18 protein-coding genes and 1 pseudogene are annotated in these 19,566 nt (G+C 72.3%); 7 read left to right on the forward strand and 12 right to left on the reverse strand.

Translation table 11 applies throughout. The features are described 5' to 3' along the window. Positions 1–97: 97 nt before the first annotated feature. The 4 genes from ACY34K_RS16115 to ACY34K_RS16130 all read left to right on the forward strand — a co-directional run bounded on the left by ACY34K_RS16115 (position 98) and on the right by ACY34K_RS16130 (position 3,684). Entirely contained in the window at positions 98–718 is a 621-nt protein-coding gene (locus ACY34K_RS16115; RefSeq protein ID WP_462747435.1) for an L-threonylcarbamoyladenylate synthase, read from the forward strand. Positions 719–862: 144 nt separating this feature from the next. Continuing rightward, entirely contained in the window at positions 863–1,702 is an 840-nt protein-coding gene (locus ACY34K_RS16120) for an SDR family NAD(P)-dependent oxidoreductase (RefSeq protein ID WP_462747437.1), read from the forward strand. 112 nt (positions 1,703–1,814) lie between these two features. Next, positions 1,815–3,158, forward strand: a complete 1,344-nt coding sequence (locus tag ACY34K_RS16125) for a S1 family peptidase (RefSeq protein WP_462747438.1) — start codon at positions 1,815–1,817, stop codon at positions 3,156–3,158. Positions 3,159–3,201: 43 nt separating this feature from the next. Next, complete coding sequence (locus ACY34K_RS16130) at positions 3,202–3,684, forward strand: hypothetical protein (protein ID WP_462747440.1); 483 nt, start codon at positions 3,202–3,204, stop codon at positions 3,682–3,684. 28 nt (positions 3,685–3,712) lie between these two features. On the opposite strand, the gene asnB is transcribed toward ACY34K_RS16130, so the two are convergent. The 5 genes from asnB to ACY34K_RS16155 all read right to left on the reverse strand — a co-directional run bounded on the left by asnB (position 3,713) and on the right by ACY34K_RS16155 (position 8,534). Beyond that, a complete protein-coding gene (asnB, locus tag ACY34K_RS16135) occupies positions 3,713–5,548 on the reverse strand; it encodes an asparagine synthase (glutamine-hydrolyzing) (protein WP_462747441.1) in 1,836 nt (611 codons plus the stop codon). Between the two features lie 155 nt (positions 5,549–5,703). Further along, positions 5,704–6,222 (reverse strand): hypothetical protein, encoded by a 519-nt coding sequence (locus tag ACY34K_RS16140; RefSeq protein WP_462747443.1) that lies wholly within the window; start codon positions 6,220–6,222, stop codon positions 5,704–5,706. Positions 6,223–6,499: 277 nt separating this feature from the next. Further along, positions 6,500–7,690, reverse strand: a complete 1,191-nt coding sequence (locus ACY34K_RS16145; protein ID WP_462747444.1) for a hypothetical protein — start codon at positions 7,688–7,690, stop codon at positions 6,500–6,502. A 75-nt stretch (positions 7,691–7,765) separates the two neighbouring features. Continuing rightward, positions 7,766–8,269 carry a metallophosphoesterase family protein gene (locus ACY34K_RS16150; protein ID WP_462747446.1) on the reverse strand — a complete coding sequence of 168 codons (504 nt, stop codon included), beginning with the start codon at positions 8,267–8,269 and terminating at the stop codon, positions 7,766–7,768. A gap of 46 nt (positions 8,270–8,315) precedes the next feature. Next, complete coding sequence (locus ACY34K_RS16155) at positions 8,316–8,534, reverse strand: acyl-CoA carboxylase subunit epsilon (protein WP_462747448.1); 219 nt, start codon at positions 8,532–8,534, stop codon at positions 8,316–8,318. Positions 8,535–8,924: 390 nt separating this feature from the next. Here ACY34K_RS16155 and ACY34K_RS16160 point away from each other — a divergent pair, with 390 nt between their 5' ends. After that, positions 8,925–10,142 carry a cytochrome P450 gene (locus ACY34K_RS16160; protein WP_462747450.1) on the forward strand — a complete coding sequence of 406 codons (1,218 nt, stop codon included), beginning with the start codon at positions 8,925–8,927 and terminating at the stop codon, positions 10,140–10,142. Positions 10,143–10,414: 272 nt separating this feature from the next. Here ACY34K_RS16160 and ACY34K_RS16165 read toward each other — a convergent pair. The 5 genes and pseudogenes from ACY34K_RS16165 to ACY34K_RS16185 form a co-directional block, all read right to left on the reverse strand. Then, positions 10,415–12,486, reverse strand: a pseudogene (locus tag ACY34K_RS16165) (catalase). 188 nt (positions 12,487–12,674) lie between these two features. Then, positions 12,675–13,973 (reverse strand): MFS transporter, encoded by a 1,299-nt coding sequence (locus ACY34K_RS16170; RefSeq protein WP_462747452.1) that lies wholly within the window; start codon positions 13,971–13,973, stop codon positions 12,675–12,677. Positions 13,974–14,546: 573 nt separating this feature from the next. Next, positions 14,547–14,801 carry a hypothetical protein gene (locus ACY34K_RS16175; RefSeq protein WP_462747453.1) on the reverse strand — a complete coding sequence of 85 codons (255 nt, stop codon included), beginning with the start codon at positions 14,799–14,801 and terminating at the stop codon, positions 14,547–14,549. 45 nt (positions 14,802–14,846) lie between these two features. Further along, positions 14,847–15,110, reverse strand: coding sequence for a hypothetical protein (locus ACY34K_RS16180; RefSeq protein ID WP_462747454.1), 264 nt, complete (start codon positions 15,108–15,110; stop codon positions 14,847–14,849). A gap of 214 nt (positions 15,111–15,324) precedes the next feature. Continuing rightward, positions 15,325–15,804, reverse strand: coding sequence for an SPW repeat protein (locus ACY34K_RS16185; RefSeq protein ID WP_462747455.1), 480 nt, complete (start codon positions 15,802–15,804; stop codon positions 15,325–15,327). 179 nt (positions 15,805–15,983) lie between these two features. On the opposite strand from ACY34K_RS16185, the gene ACY34K_RS16190 reads away from it, so the two are divergent. Next, on the forward strand, positions 15,984–16,181 hold the full coding sequence (locus tag ACY34K_RS16190; RefSeq protein ID WP_462747456.1) for a hypothetical protein: 198 nt from the start codon (positions 15,984–15,986) through the stop codon (positions 16,179–16,181). Here ACY34K_RS16190 and ACY34K_RS16195 read toward each other — a convergent pair. Next, positions 16,157–17,671, reverse strand: a complete 1,515-nt coding sequence (locus ACY34K_RS16195) for a SulP family inorganic anion transporter (RefSeq protein WP_462747457.1) — start codon at positions 17,669–17,671, stop codon at positions 16,157–16,159. The genes ACY34K_RS16190 and ACY34K_RS16195 overlap by 25 nt on opposite strands. A gap of 80 nt (positions 17,672–17,751) precedes the next feature. Then, positions 17,752–18,336, reverse strand: coding sequence for a carbonic anhydrase (locus ACY34K_RS16200; protein WP_462747459.1), 585 nt, complete (start codon positions 18,334–18,336; stop codon positions 17,752–17,754). 482 nt (positions 18,337–18,818) lie between these two features. Here ACY34K_RS16200 and ACY34K_RS16205 point away from each other — a divergent pair, with 482 nt between their 5' ends. Continuing rightward, positions 18,819–19,244: a subtilase-type protease inhibitor gene (locus tag ACY34K_RS16205; protein WP_462747460.1), complete on the forward strand. Its 426-nt coding sequence runs from the start codon at positions 18,819–18,821 to the stop codon at positions 19,242–19,244. The last annotated feature ends 322 nt before the right edge of the window (positions 19,245–19,566 follow it).

Genomic DNA, 19,566 nt, shown 5'->3' on the forward strand with positions numbered 1-19,566 from the left:
GCATGGCGCAGACCCTGTCAGCGGGGCCCACCGGCGGCAAGCGGGTTACCCCGGCGTACGGGAGGAGGCAGGTGATCCGGTCCCGTAGGCTCGGCGGATGGCAAAGTACTTCGACGTCCACCCCGACAACCCGCAGGCGCGCACGATCAGCGGCGTCGCGGAGCTCATCCGCGGCGGCGGGCTCGTCGCGTACCCGACGGACTCCTGTTTCGCGCTGGGCTGCCAGTTGGGGAACCGTGACGGGCTGGGCCGGATCCGGTCGATCCGGAACCTCGACGACCGTCACCACTTCACACTGGTGTGCCAGAACTTCGCGCAGCTGGGCCAGTTCGTGCACGTCGACAACGATGTGTTCCGGGCGGTCAAGGCGGCCACGCCCGGCAGCTACACCTTCATCCTCCCCGCCACCAGGGAAGTGCCGCGCCAGCTGCTGCACCCGAAGAAGAAGACGGTCGGGGTGCGGATCCCCGACCACACGGTCACTCAGGCGCTGCTCGCCGAGCTCGGTGAGCCGCTGCTCTCCAGCACACTGCTCCTGCCCGACGAGGACGAACCGCTGACGCAGGGCTGGGAGATCAAGGAACGGCTCGACCACGTGGTCGACGCCGTGGTCGACTCGGGCGACTGCGGAACCGAGCCGACGACCGTCATCGACTTCTCCGGCGGTGAGGCCGAGATCGTGCGCCGGGGCGCGGGCGATCCCGCCCGCTTCGAGTGACGGGCGCTGTGCCACCGCCGGGAGCCCGCTTGGGCGCGGCTTCCGGCGCGCCGGAACTGCGGGTGCGGCCCCGGAGCCTGGTGGTCGCAACACCAGGACCGGTTCACACTCGGTGCGGCCGCTCCCCGCTGCCAGGCTGAGGGCATGACACAGCGCACCACTTTGATCACCGGAGCCACCCAGGGCATGGGCCGAGGCCTGGCACTCGACCTCGCGGCGCGGGGCGGGAGGCTCCTGCTGCACGGCCGCGACCGGGAGCGCCTCGACCGCGTCGCCGCCGAGGTGCGGGCCGCCGCTCCGGGCACCACGGTCCGTACCTACCTCGCCGATCTGGGCGACCTCGACCAGGTACACGCGATGGCCGACCGGATCCGTGCGGCCGAGCCCCGGCTCGACGGGCTGATCAACAACGCCGTCGCCGGCGGCGGGGCAGAACCGCACAAACGGGAGGTCAGCGCCCAGGGCCACGAGTTGCGTTTCGCCGTGAACCACCTCGCCCCGTACGCCCTCACTCGCGGTCTGCTGCCGCTGCTCACCGCCTCGGTGCCGGCGCGGGTCGTCAACGTCGCCTCGATCGGCCAGGAGACCGTCGATTTCGACGACCTCATGCTGGAGCGGGACTACGAGGGGCTGCGCGCGTACTGCCGCAGCAAACTCGCCCTCATCATGGCGACGTTCCATCTGGCCGCCGAACTCGACGGCACCGGTGTCACGGTCAACACCCTCCACCCCGCCCACCTCATGGACACCGACGGGGTGCGCGAGTACGGCCTCGTTCCGGTGACGAGCGTCGAGGAGGGGGTGCGGCCGACCGTCAGGCTGCTGCTCGATCCGGGCCTCGCGTCCACCACGGGGCGCTACTTCGACCAGTTCACCGACACCCGGGCCCATGAGCAGGCGTACGACATCGCAGCCCGCGAGCGGCTGATGAGGCTGACCGACACCTTTGTGGGCCGTGTGCCGTCCCCGGCGTCCTCGGGCTGAACCGTACGGCCGGGCGCCACGTATGGGAGGAGGGCTGCTGTCGCACGGGGCCCCGTGACCAGGACGACGCACGAGACGGGTACGGGTGCGGGTACGGCATTGGGGGCCGGAGATGAGGCGGCATGGGCGGCGCGGCCTGCGGCGGATGGTTCAGCTGGGCGCTGTCGGAGGAGTGCTCTGCGGTGGGTTGATGGTCTCGAACGCCGTGGCGGGGCAGGCGCCGGCACGGCCCGCCGTGACGGCGGCCGAGTCCGCGCCCGACGGGCTCGGGACGCGGTTGGTCGCACAGCTGGGCCCGTCCCGTACCGCGGGAACCTGGATCGGTTCCGACGGGCGGCCGGTCGTCGCGGTGACCGACGAGGGCGCGGCCGACGAGGTACGGCGAGCCGGGGCCCGGGCCGAGGTCAAGCGGTACAGCATGCGGGACCTCCGATCGGCGACACGTGCCCTGGAGCAGGCTCCGCGTGTGCCGGGCACGGCGTGGGCGGTGGACTACTCCTCCAACCGCGTGCGGGTGTACGCGGACAGCACCGTCTCCGCCGGTGACTGGTCACGCATGTCACGCATGGCGGAACGGTCCGGGGGCGCCGTACACATGGAGCGGACGAAGGGCGCCTTCACCACCCGGGTGAACGGGGCCGCGCCCATCTTCAACGGTGGCGACCGCTGCTCCGCCGGCTTCAACGTGACCGACGGGAAGCAGAACTTCGTGCTGACCGCCGGTCACTGCGGTCCCGTCGGCACACCGTGGTTCGGGGACGTCGGGCGCGGCCGGCGGGTCGGCACCACGGTGGCGGGCAGCTTCCCGGGCGGCGACTTCTCCCTGGTGCGGTACGAGGGCGCCGACTCGTTCGACGGCACCAACGTCGTGGACATCGGGGAGGGCCGCGGGGTGCCGGTCATCGGTGCGGCCGATCCCGTGGTCGGCCAGCAGGTGTTCCGGAGCGGCAGCACCACGGGCCTGCGGTCCGGCAAGGTGACGGCGCTGAACGTGACGGTGAACTACCGCGAGGGGACGGTACGCGGCCTGATCGAGACCACGGTGTGCGCGGAGCCCGGTGACAGCGGCGGTCCGCTGCTCGCGCAGGGCCTGGCGCTCGGGGTGACCTCCGGCGGCAGCGGGGACTGCAACACCGGAGGAGTGACGTTCTTCCAGCCGGTCACGACGGCGATGGAGGCCCTCGGCGTACGCGTCATCGACGGCAACACCGCGATGAGGCGGCAGGGCGCCGCGCCGCCGCCTCCGCCGGCGCCCGCCGAGGCGGTGCCGGGCACCGCCACGGTGCCGGGGGCGGCACGGAGCGGCGTCACCGGGATCGTGGACTACCAGCTGTTCGTGCCAGGTGTCGGGGTCATCGCCGTCAGCGTCCTGGTGCTGCTGGGCGTGCGCCGGCTGTGGTCGGGGCGAGCGGACCGGGAGGACTTCCGGGCGCACTACGCCCAGAGCTGGGGCTGACCGGGGCGCGCCGCCCGGAGCCGGCCGCGGCGATACTGTCGGCATGCGTTTCGAGCAGGTGTTCATCTACGCGTGGCGGGACGACCCGGAGGCACGGGGCAGCTCGGCGCTGTCGGTGGCGTACGAGCCGTCGGAGACGGGCCGGCGGTGGCTACTGGTGGCCGCCCTGCCCGACTTCAGCGAGCTGCTGCCCTTCGACGACGCCTCACACGTGCGTGAGTTCGCCCAGGCGGTTCTGGAACTGCCGCCGAGGGCCGGGTTCTACGAGCGGGACCTCGAACTGTCGGAGACCACCACCCGGACCATGGTCTCGGGCCCCATGGAGGAGGTGCGTTTCGCCACCCTCTCCGTGGGGCGCGACCCGTCCGACGGGTTCCGGCCGTACCTGTCGTACCAGTCGTACTTCGCCTTCTCCGGCCGGCCCGACATGACCTCCCTCGGTCTGCAGGTCTACTGCGACGACGTCGACCTCGGCCGGTTGCGGGCCGAGGCCCTGCGGCTGCTCGGGGCGCTCGACGAGGCATGAGACGCGGCCCCGCCCGTCAGGCCCCCGGTCATGGGAGGGACGGGGAGTACAGGTCGATCCAGAGCGCGAGGTCGAGGGCGCGTTCCAGGCCGCGGCGCGACGCCTGTGTGGTGAGCGGGGCGTCGGACTCCGCGACGGCCCTGAGCCGGTCCCGGTCGACGAGGTCGAAGACCGGGTGCCCGGGGCGGGCGAGCAGCGCGCCGGCGTGGTCCCGCAGGGCGCTCGCGTACTTCGGGTCCTGCGTGGAGGGGTAGGGGCTCTTGACCCGGTCGTACACGGACCGGGGAATCACATCGGCGGTCGCCTCGCGGAGCAGGCTCTTCTCGCGGCCGTCGAAGGACTTCAGTGACCAGGGCGTGTTGTACACGTACTCGACGAGCCGGTGGTCGCAGAACGGGACCCGGACCTCCAGTCCCACGGCCATGCTGGCCCGGTCCTTGCGGTCGAGCAGGAGGCGTACGAAGCGGGTGAGGTGCAGATGGCTCATCCTGCGCATCCGGTACTCGAAGTCGCTCTCGCCGTCGGGACGCTGGACGCGGGCGACGGCGCCGCGGTGGTGGTCCCTGATGTAGGTGGGCAGGTCCAGTGCCGCGGCGATGTCGGGCCGCAGCAGCGAGGCGTCGTCGCCGAACTGCTCGGCGATCCTGACCAGCCAGGGGAAGGTGTCAGCGGTGCGGGCCTCTTCGTCGAAGAACTGCAGGTAGCCGCCGAAGAGCTCGTCGGCCGACTCCCCCGACAGCGCCACGGTGGAGTGTTCGCGGACCGCCCGGAACAGCAGGAGCAGGGAGGTGTCCATGTCGCCGAAGCCCATGGGGATGTCCCGGGCGCGGATCATTGCCGCGCGGACACCGGGTTCCGCGAGCGCCTGGGAGTCCAGGACGATGTCCTGGTGGTCGGTGGGGGTCAGCCGGGCCACGTCGTGGACGTAGGGCGTGTCGGCGGTGCCGCGCAGTTCGTCGGCGACGAAGTTCTCGGCCTGGCCGAGGAAGTCCACGGCGAAGCTGCGGACCCGATCGCCGTCCTCGGCGAGCCTGCGTGCCGCGAGCCCGGTCATGGCGGAGGAGTCGAGGCCGCCGGAGAGCAGGGTGCACAGGGGTACGTCCGAGACGAGCTGGCGGCGGACAGCGTCGTCGAGGAGTTCGCGCACCCGGGCGACGGTGGTGTCGCGGTCGTCCTCGTGCGGGCGTGTTTCGAGCTGCCAGTAGGTCCGGGAGCGCAGGCCGTCCCGGTCGACCGTGACGACGGTGCCGGGCTCGACCTCGTTCATCCCGTCCCACACGGCGTGTCCGGGCGTTTTGGCCAGGGCGAACATCTCCCGAAGGCCGTCGAGACCGACCGTGCGGCCCCCGCGGGGGTGGGCGAGGATCGCCTTCGGTTCGGAGCCGAACAGGACGCCGTCGGGGATGCGCCGGTAGTAGAGCGGCTTGATGCCCATGCGGTCGCGGATCAGGGTGAGCCGCCGGTCGCGCTCGTCCCAGACGGCGAAGGCGTACATGCCGTTGAGCCGTTCGGCGACGGAGGCTCCCCACCGGAGGTAGCCGCGCAGGACGACCTCGGTGTCGGAGTCCGTGGTGAAGTGGTGGCCGAGAGCGCGGAGTTCTGCGCGGAGTTCCGTGTAGTTGTACGTCTCGCCGGAGTAGACGAGGGCGACGGTGCCGCCGTCGGTGGACGCGGTCATCGGCTGCCGGCCGCCGGGGAGGTCGATCACGGCCAGCCTGCGGTGGCCGAGGGCGGCGGGACCGGCGGCCCAGACGCCGCGGTCGTCCGGTCCGCGGCAGGCCATCGTCTCGGTCATGGCGTCCAGGGTGTCCCGCTCGTGGCGCAGGTCTCGGTCGAAGGAAATCCAGCCGGTGATGCCACACATGGCTCCTCCTGTCCTCCGGCCGGGCAGGGGACGGTGCGCCGACCGGAACAAGTTGTATCCAGCACCTACCTTGTGATCGTCGGGTATACGGGAGGAGGCGGTCAATGCGGCGATCCGTCACCACCGCGGTGAACGGCGTTTCCCGGCCGTGCCGTTCAGCCGCCGATGAGGCCGATGTTGTGGAGGTAGACGGCCAACACGCCCGCGACGCAGGCCAGGGTCACCCATGAGGCGAGGCCGGTGTGCCGCCCGCGGCGCCGTGTCCGTGCGGCTCGCGCGGGACGGCCGGTGCGGAGCGCGCGCTTTGTGCGCGTGACGCGTTCACGCCGGGGGGCGGTGCGTCTCTTCTGTCCTGATCCCGCCTGGGGCGACACCGAGACGGGCTCGTCGGCCGCCTCGGCGAGCAGCCGGCGGCAGACGGTGGCGAGTTCGGCGGTGGTGAACGAGTGCGAGGCCAGCGCTTCGGAGCGGGCGGGCGCTGTCGTACCACCGTCGAGGAGGCGGCCGGCACGCAGGAGGATCTCGTCCCGGCCGCCCGCCGGCTGGAGGCTGATCCAGCGGCGGACGTGCTCGCCCCGGATGACGACGCCGCCGGAACGTTCGCGGTAGACCGTGTGCTCGCGCCACAGCAGGCGGGCCAACTCCGTTGCCGTGTCGCGCAGTTGGGCACTCATGCCGTTCCCCCTCATTCGTACGGCTGTTTGACCAGGCACGCACTTTAGCGCCAGGGCCACGACAAGGCCGCGCCGGGTGGGCGCATGCCACCCGGGTACATGCCCCAGGAGCCCTCGGCCCTGTCCGGGCGATCTTTGAGGACAAGCCCACGGCGTCGGATGCGGTGGATCGCAAGGCGCCGGATCGCTCTCGTACGGGGCGTACTCGGGCGAATCCGGCAACGCGGCGAGGTGCCGTGGCCGGCGTTGCGGGCCGAGAAAATCGCCCGCACAGGGCCTAGGAGGGAGCGGGGCTGGCGTGGAGGTGTTCCAGACGGCGCTGGAGCGCCCCCACTGCGCCGCGCTGCCGTCCGGGGACGCGCCGGCGCAGGGTGATCAGGGCGGGGGCCAGGGCACGGGCCGTCTGCGGGTGGCGCAGTTGCTCCCACTGGTGGTGGGCGCGGTCGACGGCGGCCTCGACATCGGGGTCGTCGTGGGTCTGCAGGCGTTCGAGACGCGCGTGTGCCGCGGCCATCCAGAGCTGGCAGCTCCGGGCGTGGTCCTGGGCGAGCCGGGCGAGGTCGGCGCGCACCTCCAGCCAGTGAATGGCCTGCGGCGAGCCGGGGCCGTGTGTGAGGACGGCCTGCCGCTCCCAGGCACCGGCGGCGGCTTCGGCCTGGTCATGACGGCCGGACCGGGCGGCGGCGAGGATCGCCGGGTGGGGATCGGCGGGCGCCGCCGCGGTGTCCGCGGACACGACGCCGGCCGGAGCCGTGGACCGGGAGGGACCGGGCGCGGCGGACGGGTTGGGCGCGGTGGGCGCGGTGGTGGGCGCCGTGGGGGCGAGGAGCAGCCGGCTCTCGCCCTCGGTCTGGGCGGCGGCCTGTTCGTGGAGAGCGGCCGGTGCGGGGCGTGCCCCGCTGCGCCAGATCGCCGCACACGCCTTGAGGTAGACGGGATGGGCGGTGGTGCGGCGTGGCGGGGGCGGCACGATTCGGCCGTACAGGGCCACTCCGGGGCCGGGGCTGAGCGCGGCGCCGCGAGAAGGCGAGACGGTCAGCCGCTCCCAGGCGGCGGCGTCGGCGACGAGGTCGAGGACGAGGGTGGTGCTGCCCGCGGGGCGCGGTTTGAGCTCGGCGGCGAGCCAGTGCCAGGGCAGGGCGGTGTAGCGCAGGGTGGTGGGCGTGCTGCGGGCGAGCGCGAGGTGGGGCTGGTGCTGCTTGTGGTCGAGGTGGAGCTGACCGGTGAGGTAGAGCGCCAGGGGCCCGGGGGCGGCGGCCGCGGCCCGGAGCCGGGTCAGAACCGCCTGCGGGTCGATCGGATCGGCCAGTTCCACCAGGGTGGCGGCTTCGGTCCCGGTCAGTGCCCCGGGCGGTACGGCGGCGAGTTGCGGCAGTACCGACACCGCGTCGATCAGTCGTCCCTTGCCGACCGGTGCGGCCGCCAGCACGAGTGCCGTGCCCGTCATGTTCTGCCCGTTGATCACCACCCGAGCACCGTAGCCGCTTCCCGGGCGGGTGGGGGCGGTGAGGGCGGAATCACGGCCGGGCACGGTCCCGGCCCGTCACCGGCGCGGTGGCAGCAGGTGGAGGTCGATTCCGGTCAGCGCTCCCCCGTCCACCTCGACGGTCATGTAGGTGCAGTGCGGCTGGCGTCTGCGGTCGGTGGGAGAGCCGGGGTTGAGCAGGCGCAGCCCGCCCGGCGCGGTGGAGTCCCACGGGATGTGGCTGTGGCCGAAGACCAGTACGTCGAGGTCGGGGTACCGTTCCGCGCAGCGGCGCTCGCGCCCCTGGGCCGGGCCGGTCTCGTGAACGACGCCGAAGCGCAGTCCGCCCAGCTCGGCCCGGGCCGACTCGGGCAGACGCGCCCGCAGTTCGGGGCCGTCGTTGTTGCCGTACACGGCGATCAGCCGTCCGGCGCGGGCCTCCAGCAGGTCGAGGGTGGCGGTGTCCACCCAGTCGCCGGCGTGCAGGACCACGTCCACCCGTTCGATCTCCCGCAGCAGCTCCGCCGGGAGTCGTTTCGCACGCTTGGGCACATGGGTGTCGGAGGTCAGCAGGAGGCGCACGACGGGGTGCTCGCATCTCGACGGGCCGCGGGGGCACGGCCCCTTGTCAGTGGCGGCGGAAGGGCACGTGGCCGAACCGCGCACGCCAGGAACCGGGCGGCGGGTGCGCCCGCCAGCCGCGGTCCCATTCGGCCCGGTCGGAGTCGGCGGAGGAACCCGGGCGGTCCGTCGCACCACGGCAGGCGAGCGCGGACAGAACGGCGGTGATCGCGGCGAGTTCGGCCGCGGTCGGCGATCCGTGGACTATGCGCAGATGGTGGGACATGACGTCAATGGTCATGCCCTGCGGAGGCGCCGGCATCCGCGGATCGCCCGTCCGGACCGGCACGCGCGTTCGACGGGCCGCGGGTCGTCAGCGCTCACGGCGGACTTGTCACGGACCGTACGGGTCGGGCGTGTTGCTCCGGACGGGTGACGGACCCCGGTGCGGGGCGCACGGGGCGTCCGCGCCGCCGCGCGCCGGGGCTCCGGTCCGACGCGCCGGGGGCGTCCGGCGCACGGGGGCCTCCGGCCCGGCGCCGGGGGCAGGCCGGCGCGCCTCCCCCGGCTGTCCGGCGGTCCTCGACGCGCGCCGTCAGCGGTGATCGGTGATCCTGCGTGGAGACGGGAGGGGAGAACCGACGCATCCGACCGCCTCTTCGCGGAGGGAACACCCATGCTGGACGAGTCGGCCGCCGCCGCGCCACCCCCGGTCCGCGAACGGCCCGCCCCCGACCCGCACGGGGCCGACGTCGACCCGGTTCTCGCGGAGCTGATGTGCGAGGGGCCCGTCACCCGGATCGAGCGGGCGGGCGGTGCGGGCCGGGCCTGGCTGGTGACGCGGTACGACGACGTCAGGACGGTCGCCGGCGATCCGCGCTTCGGCCGGGGACCCGCCGTCACGGACGGTGTGACGCGACGGTCCGCGCACCGCGTCCCCGTCGACGACGCGGTCGGTGCCGGGGACCGTCCCGACCACAGCGGGCCGTGGCGCGCGGTGGCGCCGGCGTTCACCACCGCGGGTGTGGAGCGGCTGCGCGACCGGGCGCGGGAGACGCTCGACGAGCTGGTCGACGTTGTGCTGCGCGACGGCCCGCCCGCCGACTTCGCGGAGGGTCTGTTCGGACCGTTCCCCATCGCCGTCGCCTGCGAGCTGATGGGTGTGCCGGAGGCCGACCGGCCGCGAATGCACGAGTGGACGCGGTTGTCGGCCCTTTCGTCCACGCGTGGCGCGGAGCGCGGTCGCCGGGCCAGGGAGGAGATGTGCGCCTACTTCGCCGCGCTGCTGGGGAAGCGGCGTGCCACGGGCGGGGAGGACGTCATCGGCCTGCTGGCCACCGCGCTCGCGACCGGGGAGCTCACCGAGTCGGAGGCGGTGGGTCTGTCCCTGCTGATCCAGACCGGCGGCGAGGCCGTGACCCACCACGTCGGCACCGTGCTTTTCGTCCTGCTCACCCACCCGCGGCACCTGGAGCGGCTGCGCCGGGAGCCGGCTGCCCGGCCCCGGGCCATCGAGGAGTTGCTGCGCTACATCCCGCACTTCGCCACGGGGGGCCTGCCACGGATCGCGCTGGAGGATGTGTCGGTCGCCGGTGTGCTCATCCCGGCGGGCGACACGGTCCACGTCTCCTGGGCGGCGGCCAACCGTGACCCGGAGGTGTTCGCCGCGCCCGGGGAACTCGACCTCGGCCGCAGTCCCAACCCCCATGTCGCGTTCGGGTACGGGCCGCACCTCTGCGTGGGCGCCATGCTCGCCCGGCTGCAGTCCGAGCTGCTGGTGGACGCCGTGGTCGACCGCTTCCCCGGCCTCCGGTTGGCCGTCCCCGCCTACGAGGTGCCGTTCCGGCGCGGCGCGCCCGTCCGCGGCCCCGAGTCGCTGCCGGTGACATGGTGACCGCAGACCGGACCGAGCGCGGCGGTGTTCGCGGGCGCGTCCCCGGCGCGGACCGGTAACCGGCCTCGGCACGCACCGGGTCCGTCATGGGCCGGGGCCGCCGCGGTCCGGGTCCGTCATGGTCCGGTTCGTCATGGTCCAGGTCCGCCGTTGTCCGGGCATTCCCCGAGGGGCGGGCCGGTGTCGTGCGACCCCGGCCCGCCCTCGTGACGTGGTGATGCGGACCGCCGGGCGCCGGTGGGCCCGGCGAGTCCGCGGCACTTGCCGACGCGTCAGGCGGAGGCGGGGAAGCGCTCCCACACGCGGTGTCGGCCGAGCATGTCGACGATCCGGCCCAGCACGGCCTCCCCGCTGTCGCCGGTCGCCACGCCCGGTGCCCCTGCCGGCACTCCGGCCGCCTCCAGCACGGACTCCGCCCCGTCCCAGCCGCCGACGGCCTTGGCGTGCCGGAACGCCTCGGAGAGCATGAGCAGCACACGGGGGTCGGTGGTCGCGCCGGCCTGTGCCGCGTCCCCGGCCTTGGCGTCCCGTGCGCCGTAGGCGTCGTCGCCGTGGCCGGGCACGCCGGCCAGGAGCAGGGCGTCGAACTCGACGGAGCGGGCGGTGGCGAAGGTCCGCTGGACGACGATGGGCCGGTCGCCGTCCCCGCCGAGGTCGCCCCCCGACGGTGCGATGACGAGGGGGACCATCCCGCCGTCGAGGACCGCCCGGCGGACGGCCCGCACCCCGTCCAGGTTGCTGTTCTCGTCGGCGACGATCCCGATGACCCGGCCGTCGGCGGGCCACGTCTCACCGATCTGGGAGAGTGCGGGGCTCGGTTCGACGGGCGCGAGGGGCTCGGAGGCCTTGGGGGCGGGAAGGCCGAGCCCGGCCGCGACCTGCTCGCACAGCTGTGGGTCGATGTTGGCGAGCACCTGCAGGGCCCGCTCCTTGATGGCCTTCTCGTAGCACTTGCCGAGCTCGAAGGTGTAGGCGCCGATGATGTGCTCCCGTTCCGGGGGCGTCATGCTGAGCCAGAACCGGCGCGGCTGGCTGAAGTGGTCCGAGAAGGAGGCGGGCGCCTCGCGGACCTTCTCGGTGGCCGGGATCTCCCGCGGCACCTCGACGTACGCCGCCGTGTCCGGGCCCGCCAGGAAGGGACAGCCCCCGTCCAGGGAGTTGGGACGGTAGGGCGCCACTCCGGTGTGGACGGCCGTCTGGTGCATGCCGTCGCGCAGCATGTCGTTGACGGGAGCGTGCGGGCGGTTGACCGGGATCTGGGCGAAGTTGGGCCCGCCCAGCCGGCTGATCTGGGTGTCGAGGTAACGGGGGCCAGTTCCTCGGGAACGATGTTGGTCGGGTCGAGCAGGTCGATGCCCTCGAAGGTCTGCTCAGGGGTGTCGGGGAACGTCTGGATGCCCAGTTCCCACTGCGGGTACGCACCGGCCTCGATGGCGTCCGCGAGGTCGCGGCGGTGGAAGTCGGGGTCCATGCCGTTGATCATCTGGGCTTCCTCCCAGACCAGGGAGTGCACGCCCAGCCTGGGCTTCCAGTGGAACTTCACCAGGGTCGTGGCGTCTTCCTCGTTGACCAGGCGGAAGGTGTGGACGCCGAAGCCCTCCATCATGCGGAAGGAGCGCGGGATACCACGGTCGGACATGTTCCACAGCGTGTGGTGGGTGGCCTCGGTGTGCAGGGTGACGAAGTCCCAGAAGGAGTCGTGGGCGCTCTGGGCCTGTGGGATCTCCCGGTCGGGGTGGGGTTTTCCGGCGTGGATGATGTCGGGGAACTTGATCGCGTCCTGGATGAAGAAGACCGGGATGTTGTTGCCGACCAGGTCGAAGGTGCCTTCGGTGGTGTAGAACTTCGTCGCGAACCCGCGTGTGTCCCGCACCGTGTCCGAGGAGCCGCGCGAGCCGAGGACGGTCGAGAAGCGGACGAACACCGGCGTGGTGACGTCCTTCCGCAGGAACGCCGCCCTGGTGACGGTGGCGGCGGTGCCGTAGCCCTGAAAGACACCGTGGGCGGCCGCACCGCGGGCGTGGACGACCCGTTCGGGGATCCGCTCGTGGTCGAAGTGCATGATCTTCTCGCGCAGGTGGTGGTCCTGCAGCAGTACCGGGCCGCGTGGACCGGCCTTGAGCGAGTGGTCGGTCTCGTGGAGCCGGACGCCCTGGGCGGTGGTGAGGTAGGCATCGCCCTGCGCCATCCGCGACGGCTCCGCGCCCGTCGCCAGGCCGGTGGGACCGACCGTCGCGGGCCCGCGCTGGTCCGGTTTGGGCGGGAGGGGCCCGCGCGGCTCGGTCGGCTCCTCGACCTGGGGCGGCTCGGGAGCGGGGGCGCCGGGGATGTCGGATTCGGGCATGGGGTCTCCTCCGTGCTCGGGACAGCAACTCCACAGCCATGACCGTCGCGGGACGGGGCGAAACGGAACCGCCGGGGACGTCCGTCCATCGGCACACCTGCGTGCGGTGCCTCGCGTCCGCTCCGCGCACGGTCACGGCGGCGCGGGTACCCGGCTTTGGCTGCAGGATGCATTGATATGTGGCCGGCTCAGCGCTCCAGTTCCTTGTGGGCGCTCTCCGGCAACCGCACGTAGACGACGGACGAGACCAGGCAGAGGGCGGATACGTACCAGGGGAAGAGTTCCGGCCGGCCCAGTTCCTTGAAGAGGGTGGCGACATAGGGTGCGGTGCCGCCGAAGAGCGCGACGGTGAGGGAGTAGGGGAAGCCGATTCCCGCGGCGCGTACCCGGGCGGGGAAGATCTCCGCGTTGACGGCCGCGGAGATGGAGGTGAAGCCGGTGAGGAGCACCATGCCGGCGCACTGGACGAGCAGCAGGGAGGTGAAGGAGCCGCCGATGGAGCGCAGCAGGGGGACGCTCAGCAGGGCGAAGCCGACGCCGAAGAACAGCAGGAGCGGCTTGCGGCCGTAACGGTCGGAGAGCAGTCCGCCGAGCGGCTGGAGCAGCGCGAAGAAGGCCAGCGCGAGCGTGCCGGCGAGCAGCGCTTCGGCCTTGCCGGTACCGGCGTTGAGTTCGGCGTAGAGGGGCAGGTAGGACGTCCAGGTGTAGTAGGCGATGGTGCCGCCGGCGGTGATGCCGCAGATCAGCAGGGACTGGCGGGGGTGGTGGCGCAGGGCGTCGAAGAGTCCGGGGCGCCGCCGCGGGCCGGTCGCTCCGGTGGTGTCGAGCGTTTCCCGTGCCCCGCGCCTGATCCAGAAGCCGACGAGGCTGAGGGCGGCCCCCAGGGCGAACGGCACGCGCCAGCCCCAGCTCTCCATGGCACCGTCGCCGAGAGTGGCGACGAGGGCCGCGGCCACGCCCGACGCGGCGAGCTGACCGACGGTGGTGGAGACGTACTGGAAGCTGGAGAAGAGTCCTCGCCGGCCGGGGCCCGCGGATTCGACGAGGAAGGTGGTGGAGGCGGCGAACTCACCTCCGACGGACAGGCCCTGGAGCAGTCGGGCGATGACCAGGACGACCGGCGCGAGTAAGCCCGCGGAGGCGTACGTCGGGGTGAGTCCGACCAGGAGGCTGCTGCCGCCCATCAGGAGGATGGTGACGGTGAGCGCGGCACGCCGGCCGTGCCGGTCGGCGACGGCGCCCATGAGCAGTCCGCCGACGGGGCGCATGAAGAAGCCGACGGCGAAGACGGCGAACGTGGACAGCAGGGGGACGAGGGAGTTACCCGAGCTCGTGGGGAAGATCTGGCCGGCGATGTAGGTGGCGAGGAAGGTGTAGGCGTACCAGTCGTACCACTCGACGGCGTTGCCCACCGAGGCGGCGAGCAGCTGTCGTGCGGGGCGCGGGGCCGGGACGGATGCCTGGGTCCGGGAGTGTGCCTCTGTCATGATCACGGCCTTCCCCAGGCCCGCAGTGCCGTACACGTGTGCTGTGTTACGGGTTCGTGAGGCCTGAGGCCGCCCTGAAGCCCTCGTCGCCGAGGGCGGTCCGCACGGCCGCTGTGATCCTCTCGACGTCGCCGCGCTCCTCCGTGGGGAGAGGCGCTCCCACCGAGGCGCGGGTGCGGGCGGCGTCGCCGAGCAGCCTCACCGGCCCGGCCGGCCAGACTCAGCGCGCCCGCCGTTCCTTCCAGGGCCAGGGCGACCGCGTGTGGGTCGCCGGTGCCGCGGGCCGCCGCCAGACCCTCGGTGTGCAGACGCAGGGCCGATTCGGCGTCGCCCCGCTGCTCGGCCGCGAAGCCGAGCTCGGCCAGGATCAGGGCGGTCCCGTTCGCGGCGCCGAAGCGGCGGTTCCAGGTGAGCCAGGGGCGCGGATACGCCTCGGCCTCGTCCAGCCGCCCCTGCCGCCGGGCCCCGAGGGCGAGGCCGATCTCGGCGAACTCCTGGGCGGGCCGGTCCCCGTGGGCGAGGCGAGCCGCCGGCCCCGTTCGTGGAGTTCAGCGGCCCGCTCGTGGTCGCCGGTCAGCAGGCGATCCTGCCGGGCTCCGAGCACCGGGTGGACGCCTCGGTCCACAACCCGAGGCCCTCGGCGATCCGTAGACCGTCCCGGTGCGGGTTCTCCGCCTCCTGGTGGTCGCCCTCGATCTCGGCGAGCCGGCCGAGGAAGGCGGTGGCCTGCAGCCGGCCCCAGTCGTCGCCGGCCTCGCGGAACAGTCGCAGGCTCGTTTCGGCGTCCTGCCGGGATGCGGCCGGCTCGCCGCGGGCATGGCGCTGCACACCGCGCACGCTCAGGGCCGCCGCGATGCCCCTCCGGCCAGTCGATCATCGCCCGGAGGGTCCGCTGCCGGCCAGGGCGTCCCGGCGGCCGCCCGTCAGGAGTCCGAACCGGTCGTCGAGGCGCTCGGCGAGTCCCGCCGCGCCCAGCACCCGGATCCGGGTGGAGGCGAGTTCGAGTGCGAGGGGGATGCCGTCCATGCGGCGGCGGATGGTGGCCACCGCCTCGGCGTTGCCGTCCGAGAGCGCGAAGCCGGGGGACGCGGCGGCGGCCCTCGCCACGCACAGCCGGGCCGCGCCGGCGCGGCCCACCTCACGCGGTACCGCGCCGGTTCGGGCAGGTCCAGCGGCGGTACGGGCCACAGCTGTTCGCCCGCTATGCCCAGCGGCTCACGGCCGGTGGCCAGGAGGTGTACGTGCGGCGCCGCGCGCGGGAGCAGTTGGGCCAGGTGCGCGACCGGTTCGACAACTCGCTCACCCCGACGGCCCCGGTGTCACGGACACCGGGGCCGTCGGGGTGAGCACCTCAGCTCATGGGATCCATGGTCGGTCCTCCGCGGCCGCGGGCACGACCAGGACGAAGGTCGGACATGCGACGGTCGGACACCGCGGCCATGGCCCCGCCGAGCAGCAGCGCCACGCATCCGACGATGACGTTGTTGACCACGCTGCGGGTGGTGTCGACGTTACCGGCCACGACCCACGGGGAGATGATCGTCCATGCCCCGATGGCGATGCAGCACCAGGCCATCGCGTGGGTGCGCTCGTATGCCGAGCCGAATCCGCCCATGCACAGCGCGTAGGCGATGCCGGTGATCAGGTTCGTCACGGCGAGTGTGGTCAGGCCGTTGAAGCCGACGATCCACGGCGAAGCCGCCAGGTACAGACCCGTGAGCAGGGCCAGTGTCTCTATCGCCTGGGCACGAGGGGTGCTGGTTGCCCGTTCGAACCGGGAGCGCATCTCGGCAAGATCGGGGTGTTGCTCGATGCTCGGATGGGTGGTCATCGTGGGCCCGCCTCCTGTGGAAGACTTTATCCGCCCTTTAACCCCATATAACTCCCTCCGTGCCATTTTGGTCAATATCGAAAATATCTCGGCTTTTCCGCACTCTCCCGGCCCCTCTCCCGGCCTCGCTCGTTGATCACAGGCGCGATCAGCGCTCGACGGGTTTCGAGAGGGGCACCATGAATCTCCGCCGCACCGCGACGACGGCGGCCGCAGCCGCCGGCGCTCTGCTGAGCGCCGGGGCCATGTCCGCCCAGGCCACGGCCGCCGAGGCCGCCGGGCCCGGGCAGGGGCAGAAAGAGTCCGTCGCACTCGTCAAGCACGACCGGCTGACCCCGTCGTCGATGGTCGGCTACCTGCTGCCCGAAGAGGAGTGAGCCGAGGAGGCCAGAACGGCCGACGCCGGGGGCAGCATGCGGACCGGCTCGGTGCCGGCGTCGTTGTGGCGCACGGCCCAGTTCTCCAGCGCCACGCGGCAGGCGTGGTCGAGATGGCGCAGCCCTGACAGGTCCAACTCGATGGGCCTGTCCTGCGGCAGGCCCTCCAGTTCCTCCAGGATGCGCGGCAGCCGCAGGAACGTGGCGTTGCCGGTGATGGTCGCCACCAGCCGTCCGCCGGTGAGCTCCCGCACCTCGACGTGGAGGTGGGAGGTCTCCCAGGCGGTCTTGCACACGGCCAGCAGCAGACCCAGCAACACGCCCTCGAAGAGGTTGGTGACCACGACAGCCACCGCGGTGACGGCGAGGATCACCGCCTCACCGCGGTGTTCCCGCCACAGCGGAGCCAGTTCCCTGACGGGAACGAGCTTGCAGCCGGCGTGCACCAGGACACCGGCGAGCGCCGCCAGCGGGATGACACCGATCGCAGCCGGCAGCAGCGCGGCGAACAGCAGCAGCCACAGGCCGTGCAGCACACGTGAGAGCGAGGTGCGCGCCCCGGCCTGCACGTTGGCGGCGCTGCGCACGATGACCGCGGTCATGGGGAGGGCCCCGAGTGCCCCGCAGAGCGTGTTGCCCACGCCCTGGGCCATCAGCTCCTTGTCGTAGTCGGTGCGCGGACCGTTGTGCATGCGGTCCACGGCGGCCGCGCTGAACAGGCTCTCGGCGGAGGCGATGAGGGTGAACGCGAGGACCGTGCCGATCATCGCGATTCCGGCGAGATCACCGAAGTCCCCGAGCCCGGGCGGCTGGACGGCTTCCAGCAGCCCTTGGACCTGGACCTTGGCGACGGGCAGCCCGAACAGCGCGGTCACGGCGGTGGCCAGCGCCACGGCGACCAGCGGGCCGGGGACGACGCGGAGCCGGGCGGGCACGCGCGGCCACAGCACGAGGACGGCCACGGTGCCGGCACCGACGAGGAACGCGGTCAGCGCCGTGCCGGCGGAGAAGACGCTCTGGACGAGACCCGGCAGTCCCGCGATCTTGCCGGGTCCGCCGGACGGCTGAGCGGTGTCGGCCATCGCGTAGACCTGTCCGAGCACGAGGACCAGGCCGATGCCCGCGAGCATGCCTTGGACCACCGCCACGGAGATGGCCCGGAACCAGCGACCGAAACGCAGTGCGCCGAGGGCGAGTTGCAGCAGCCCGGAAACGAGGACGATGACGCCGAGCGCACCGAGGCCGAATTCGCGCACGGCTTCGTACACCAGGACCGTCAGGCCGGCGGCCGGACCGCTGACCTGGAGGCTGCTGCCGGGCAGGGAGCCCACGACGAGACCGCCGACGATGCCGGTGATCAGGCCGAGTTCGGCGGGGACGCCGGAGGCGACCGCCACGCCCACGCACAGGGGCAGGGCGACGAGGAAGACGACGAGCGACGCGAGGAAGTCGCGGCGCAGCACGGAATGATCCTTCAGGAAGGTGAACATGGAGAGGGGTTCCCAGGTGGGTATGGTCCGCCGCGCTCGGCGGACGAGCGGAACGGGAGGTACGGGCGTGCGGTGGCCGCTCAGAGCGGCGTGAACTCGCCGCCCCGGTCCGGCCGGTGCGTGCTCACCGCTCCGGTGTCCACCTCGTAGTACCAGGCGTGGAGCCGGAGTCGACCCCTCGCGATCCGCTCCTGGACGGCTGGGTACCCGCGCAGGGCATCGAGCTGTGCGACGGCGTGGTCACGCACCGCCTGGGCGAGGTCCCGGCCCGCCGGGGGCTCGGGTACGGCTCGGTCCAGCCAGCCGCGCACGGCGGGGACGGCGGACAGGTCCTCACCCCGTACGAGGGCGCCGACGGCGCCGCAGTGCGAGTGTCCGCACACGACGATGTCACGGACCCCGAGCACGCGGACCGCGTACTCCACGGTGGCGGTCTCACCACTGGGGCGGTCGGTGTCGTAGGGCGGAACTATGTTGCCGGCGGTGCGGAGTTCGAAGAGCTCGCCGGGGCGGGCCCCGGTGATCAGCGAGGGGATCACCCGGGAGTCCGAGCAGGTGATGAAGAGGGCTTGGGGTGTCTGTCCTGCGGCGAGTTCGCGAAAATCCTGTGGCCGTCGGGCGACCCGTGCGGGGAACGTGCGAGCGTTGTCGATCAGCGACTTCATGGCGGCCTGCCTCCTGCGCTCCGGGTTGGGGCCGGGGCGCGGTGTGGTCGGTCATTGTCAGTGTCGGTGGGGGCTGCGGGGTCTCCGCAGACGCTGTGGGGGCGCACCGTGGCGCGGTGCCATTCGATCATGCACCACGGCCACCTCACCAACTTTGCCTGAACATTACCTTCTGGTGAAGAGCCCTGTGCGACGCGACGCCGCCCCCCGCTCACCCTTGTGTTGCCGTCATGTTTCAGCCGTGTTGACGACCGCCGACCCGCAACGTTCCACGCATCGTGCACATTTGAACCGGATCGGGCGAGCCCGCAGGGGCTGGTGGAACGGGTGGCGCACACGTAACGACCCCTCCGAAAAAGCGGTTTCACGTCAGCGCTTGAATGGCAGACAAAACCGAAAAGAGTCGCTGAATGTGCGTCATCAGCGGACGCGCGGCAGTGTGGCCTCCGCACCGAACCGAAATCGAGTGAGAGGTTCTCGCAATGCGTACACTGGTAAGGCGCGCCGTCGTTTGTGGTCTGGCTGCCGCGGCGACCCTGAGCCCCCTGACGGTGGCTCAGGCGGACACCCCGGAGCAGCGGCTCTACGCACCGTCGGCGCTCGTGCTGACGGTCGGTGAGGGCGAGACCGCCGCGACCGCGACGCCTTTGCGGGCAGTGACGCTCACCTGCACACCGACCCCTCAGGGGACGCACCCGGCACCGAAGGAAGCGTGTACCCAACTGCGTGCGGTCCAGGGTCAGTTCGACCGGCTCGGCGGTGACACCGGCCGACCGTGCATCAAGATTTACGCCCCCGTCGTGGTGACGGCACAGGGAACATGGGAAGGCAGGCGGGTTGACTTCGAGCGCACATATGCCAATTCCTGCGTGATGCACGCGGAGGGAATGAGCGTCTTCGCCTTCTAGAATCCCGGATTCCGTTCGGAACGCGAGGGGAATGAGTCCGGCCGGCCGCCGTCCGCCTCCCGCACCTCCCCCGCCCCCGGGTTCCACCGGCCCGCCCGGCCCTTTTCAAGGCCGGGCGGGCCGCCGTGTTTTGCGAACCGTGCCCGGCCGTTCATTTCAACGACCCGGTGTTTGTATACGATCGGACTGTGACGTCAGCAACGCCGCCCGGGGGACGGGGTTCGATTTCCTGACGTCGCCCTTCGTCGCCGGGTCGCCCCGCCCTCCCCGCGCTCCCTGCCGCACCGGTGGGTGGCGCGCGCTCCGCCGCCTCCCGACGGGT

Source organism: Streptomyces sp. STAM6 (genome assembly GCF_054963715.1).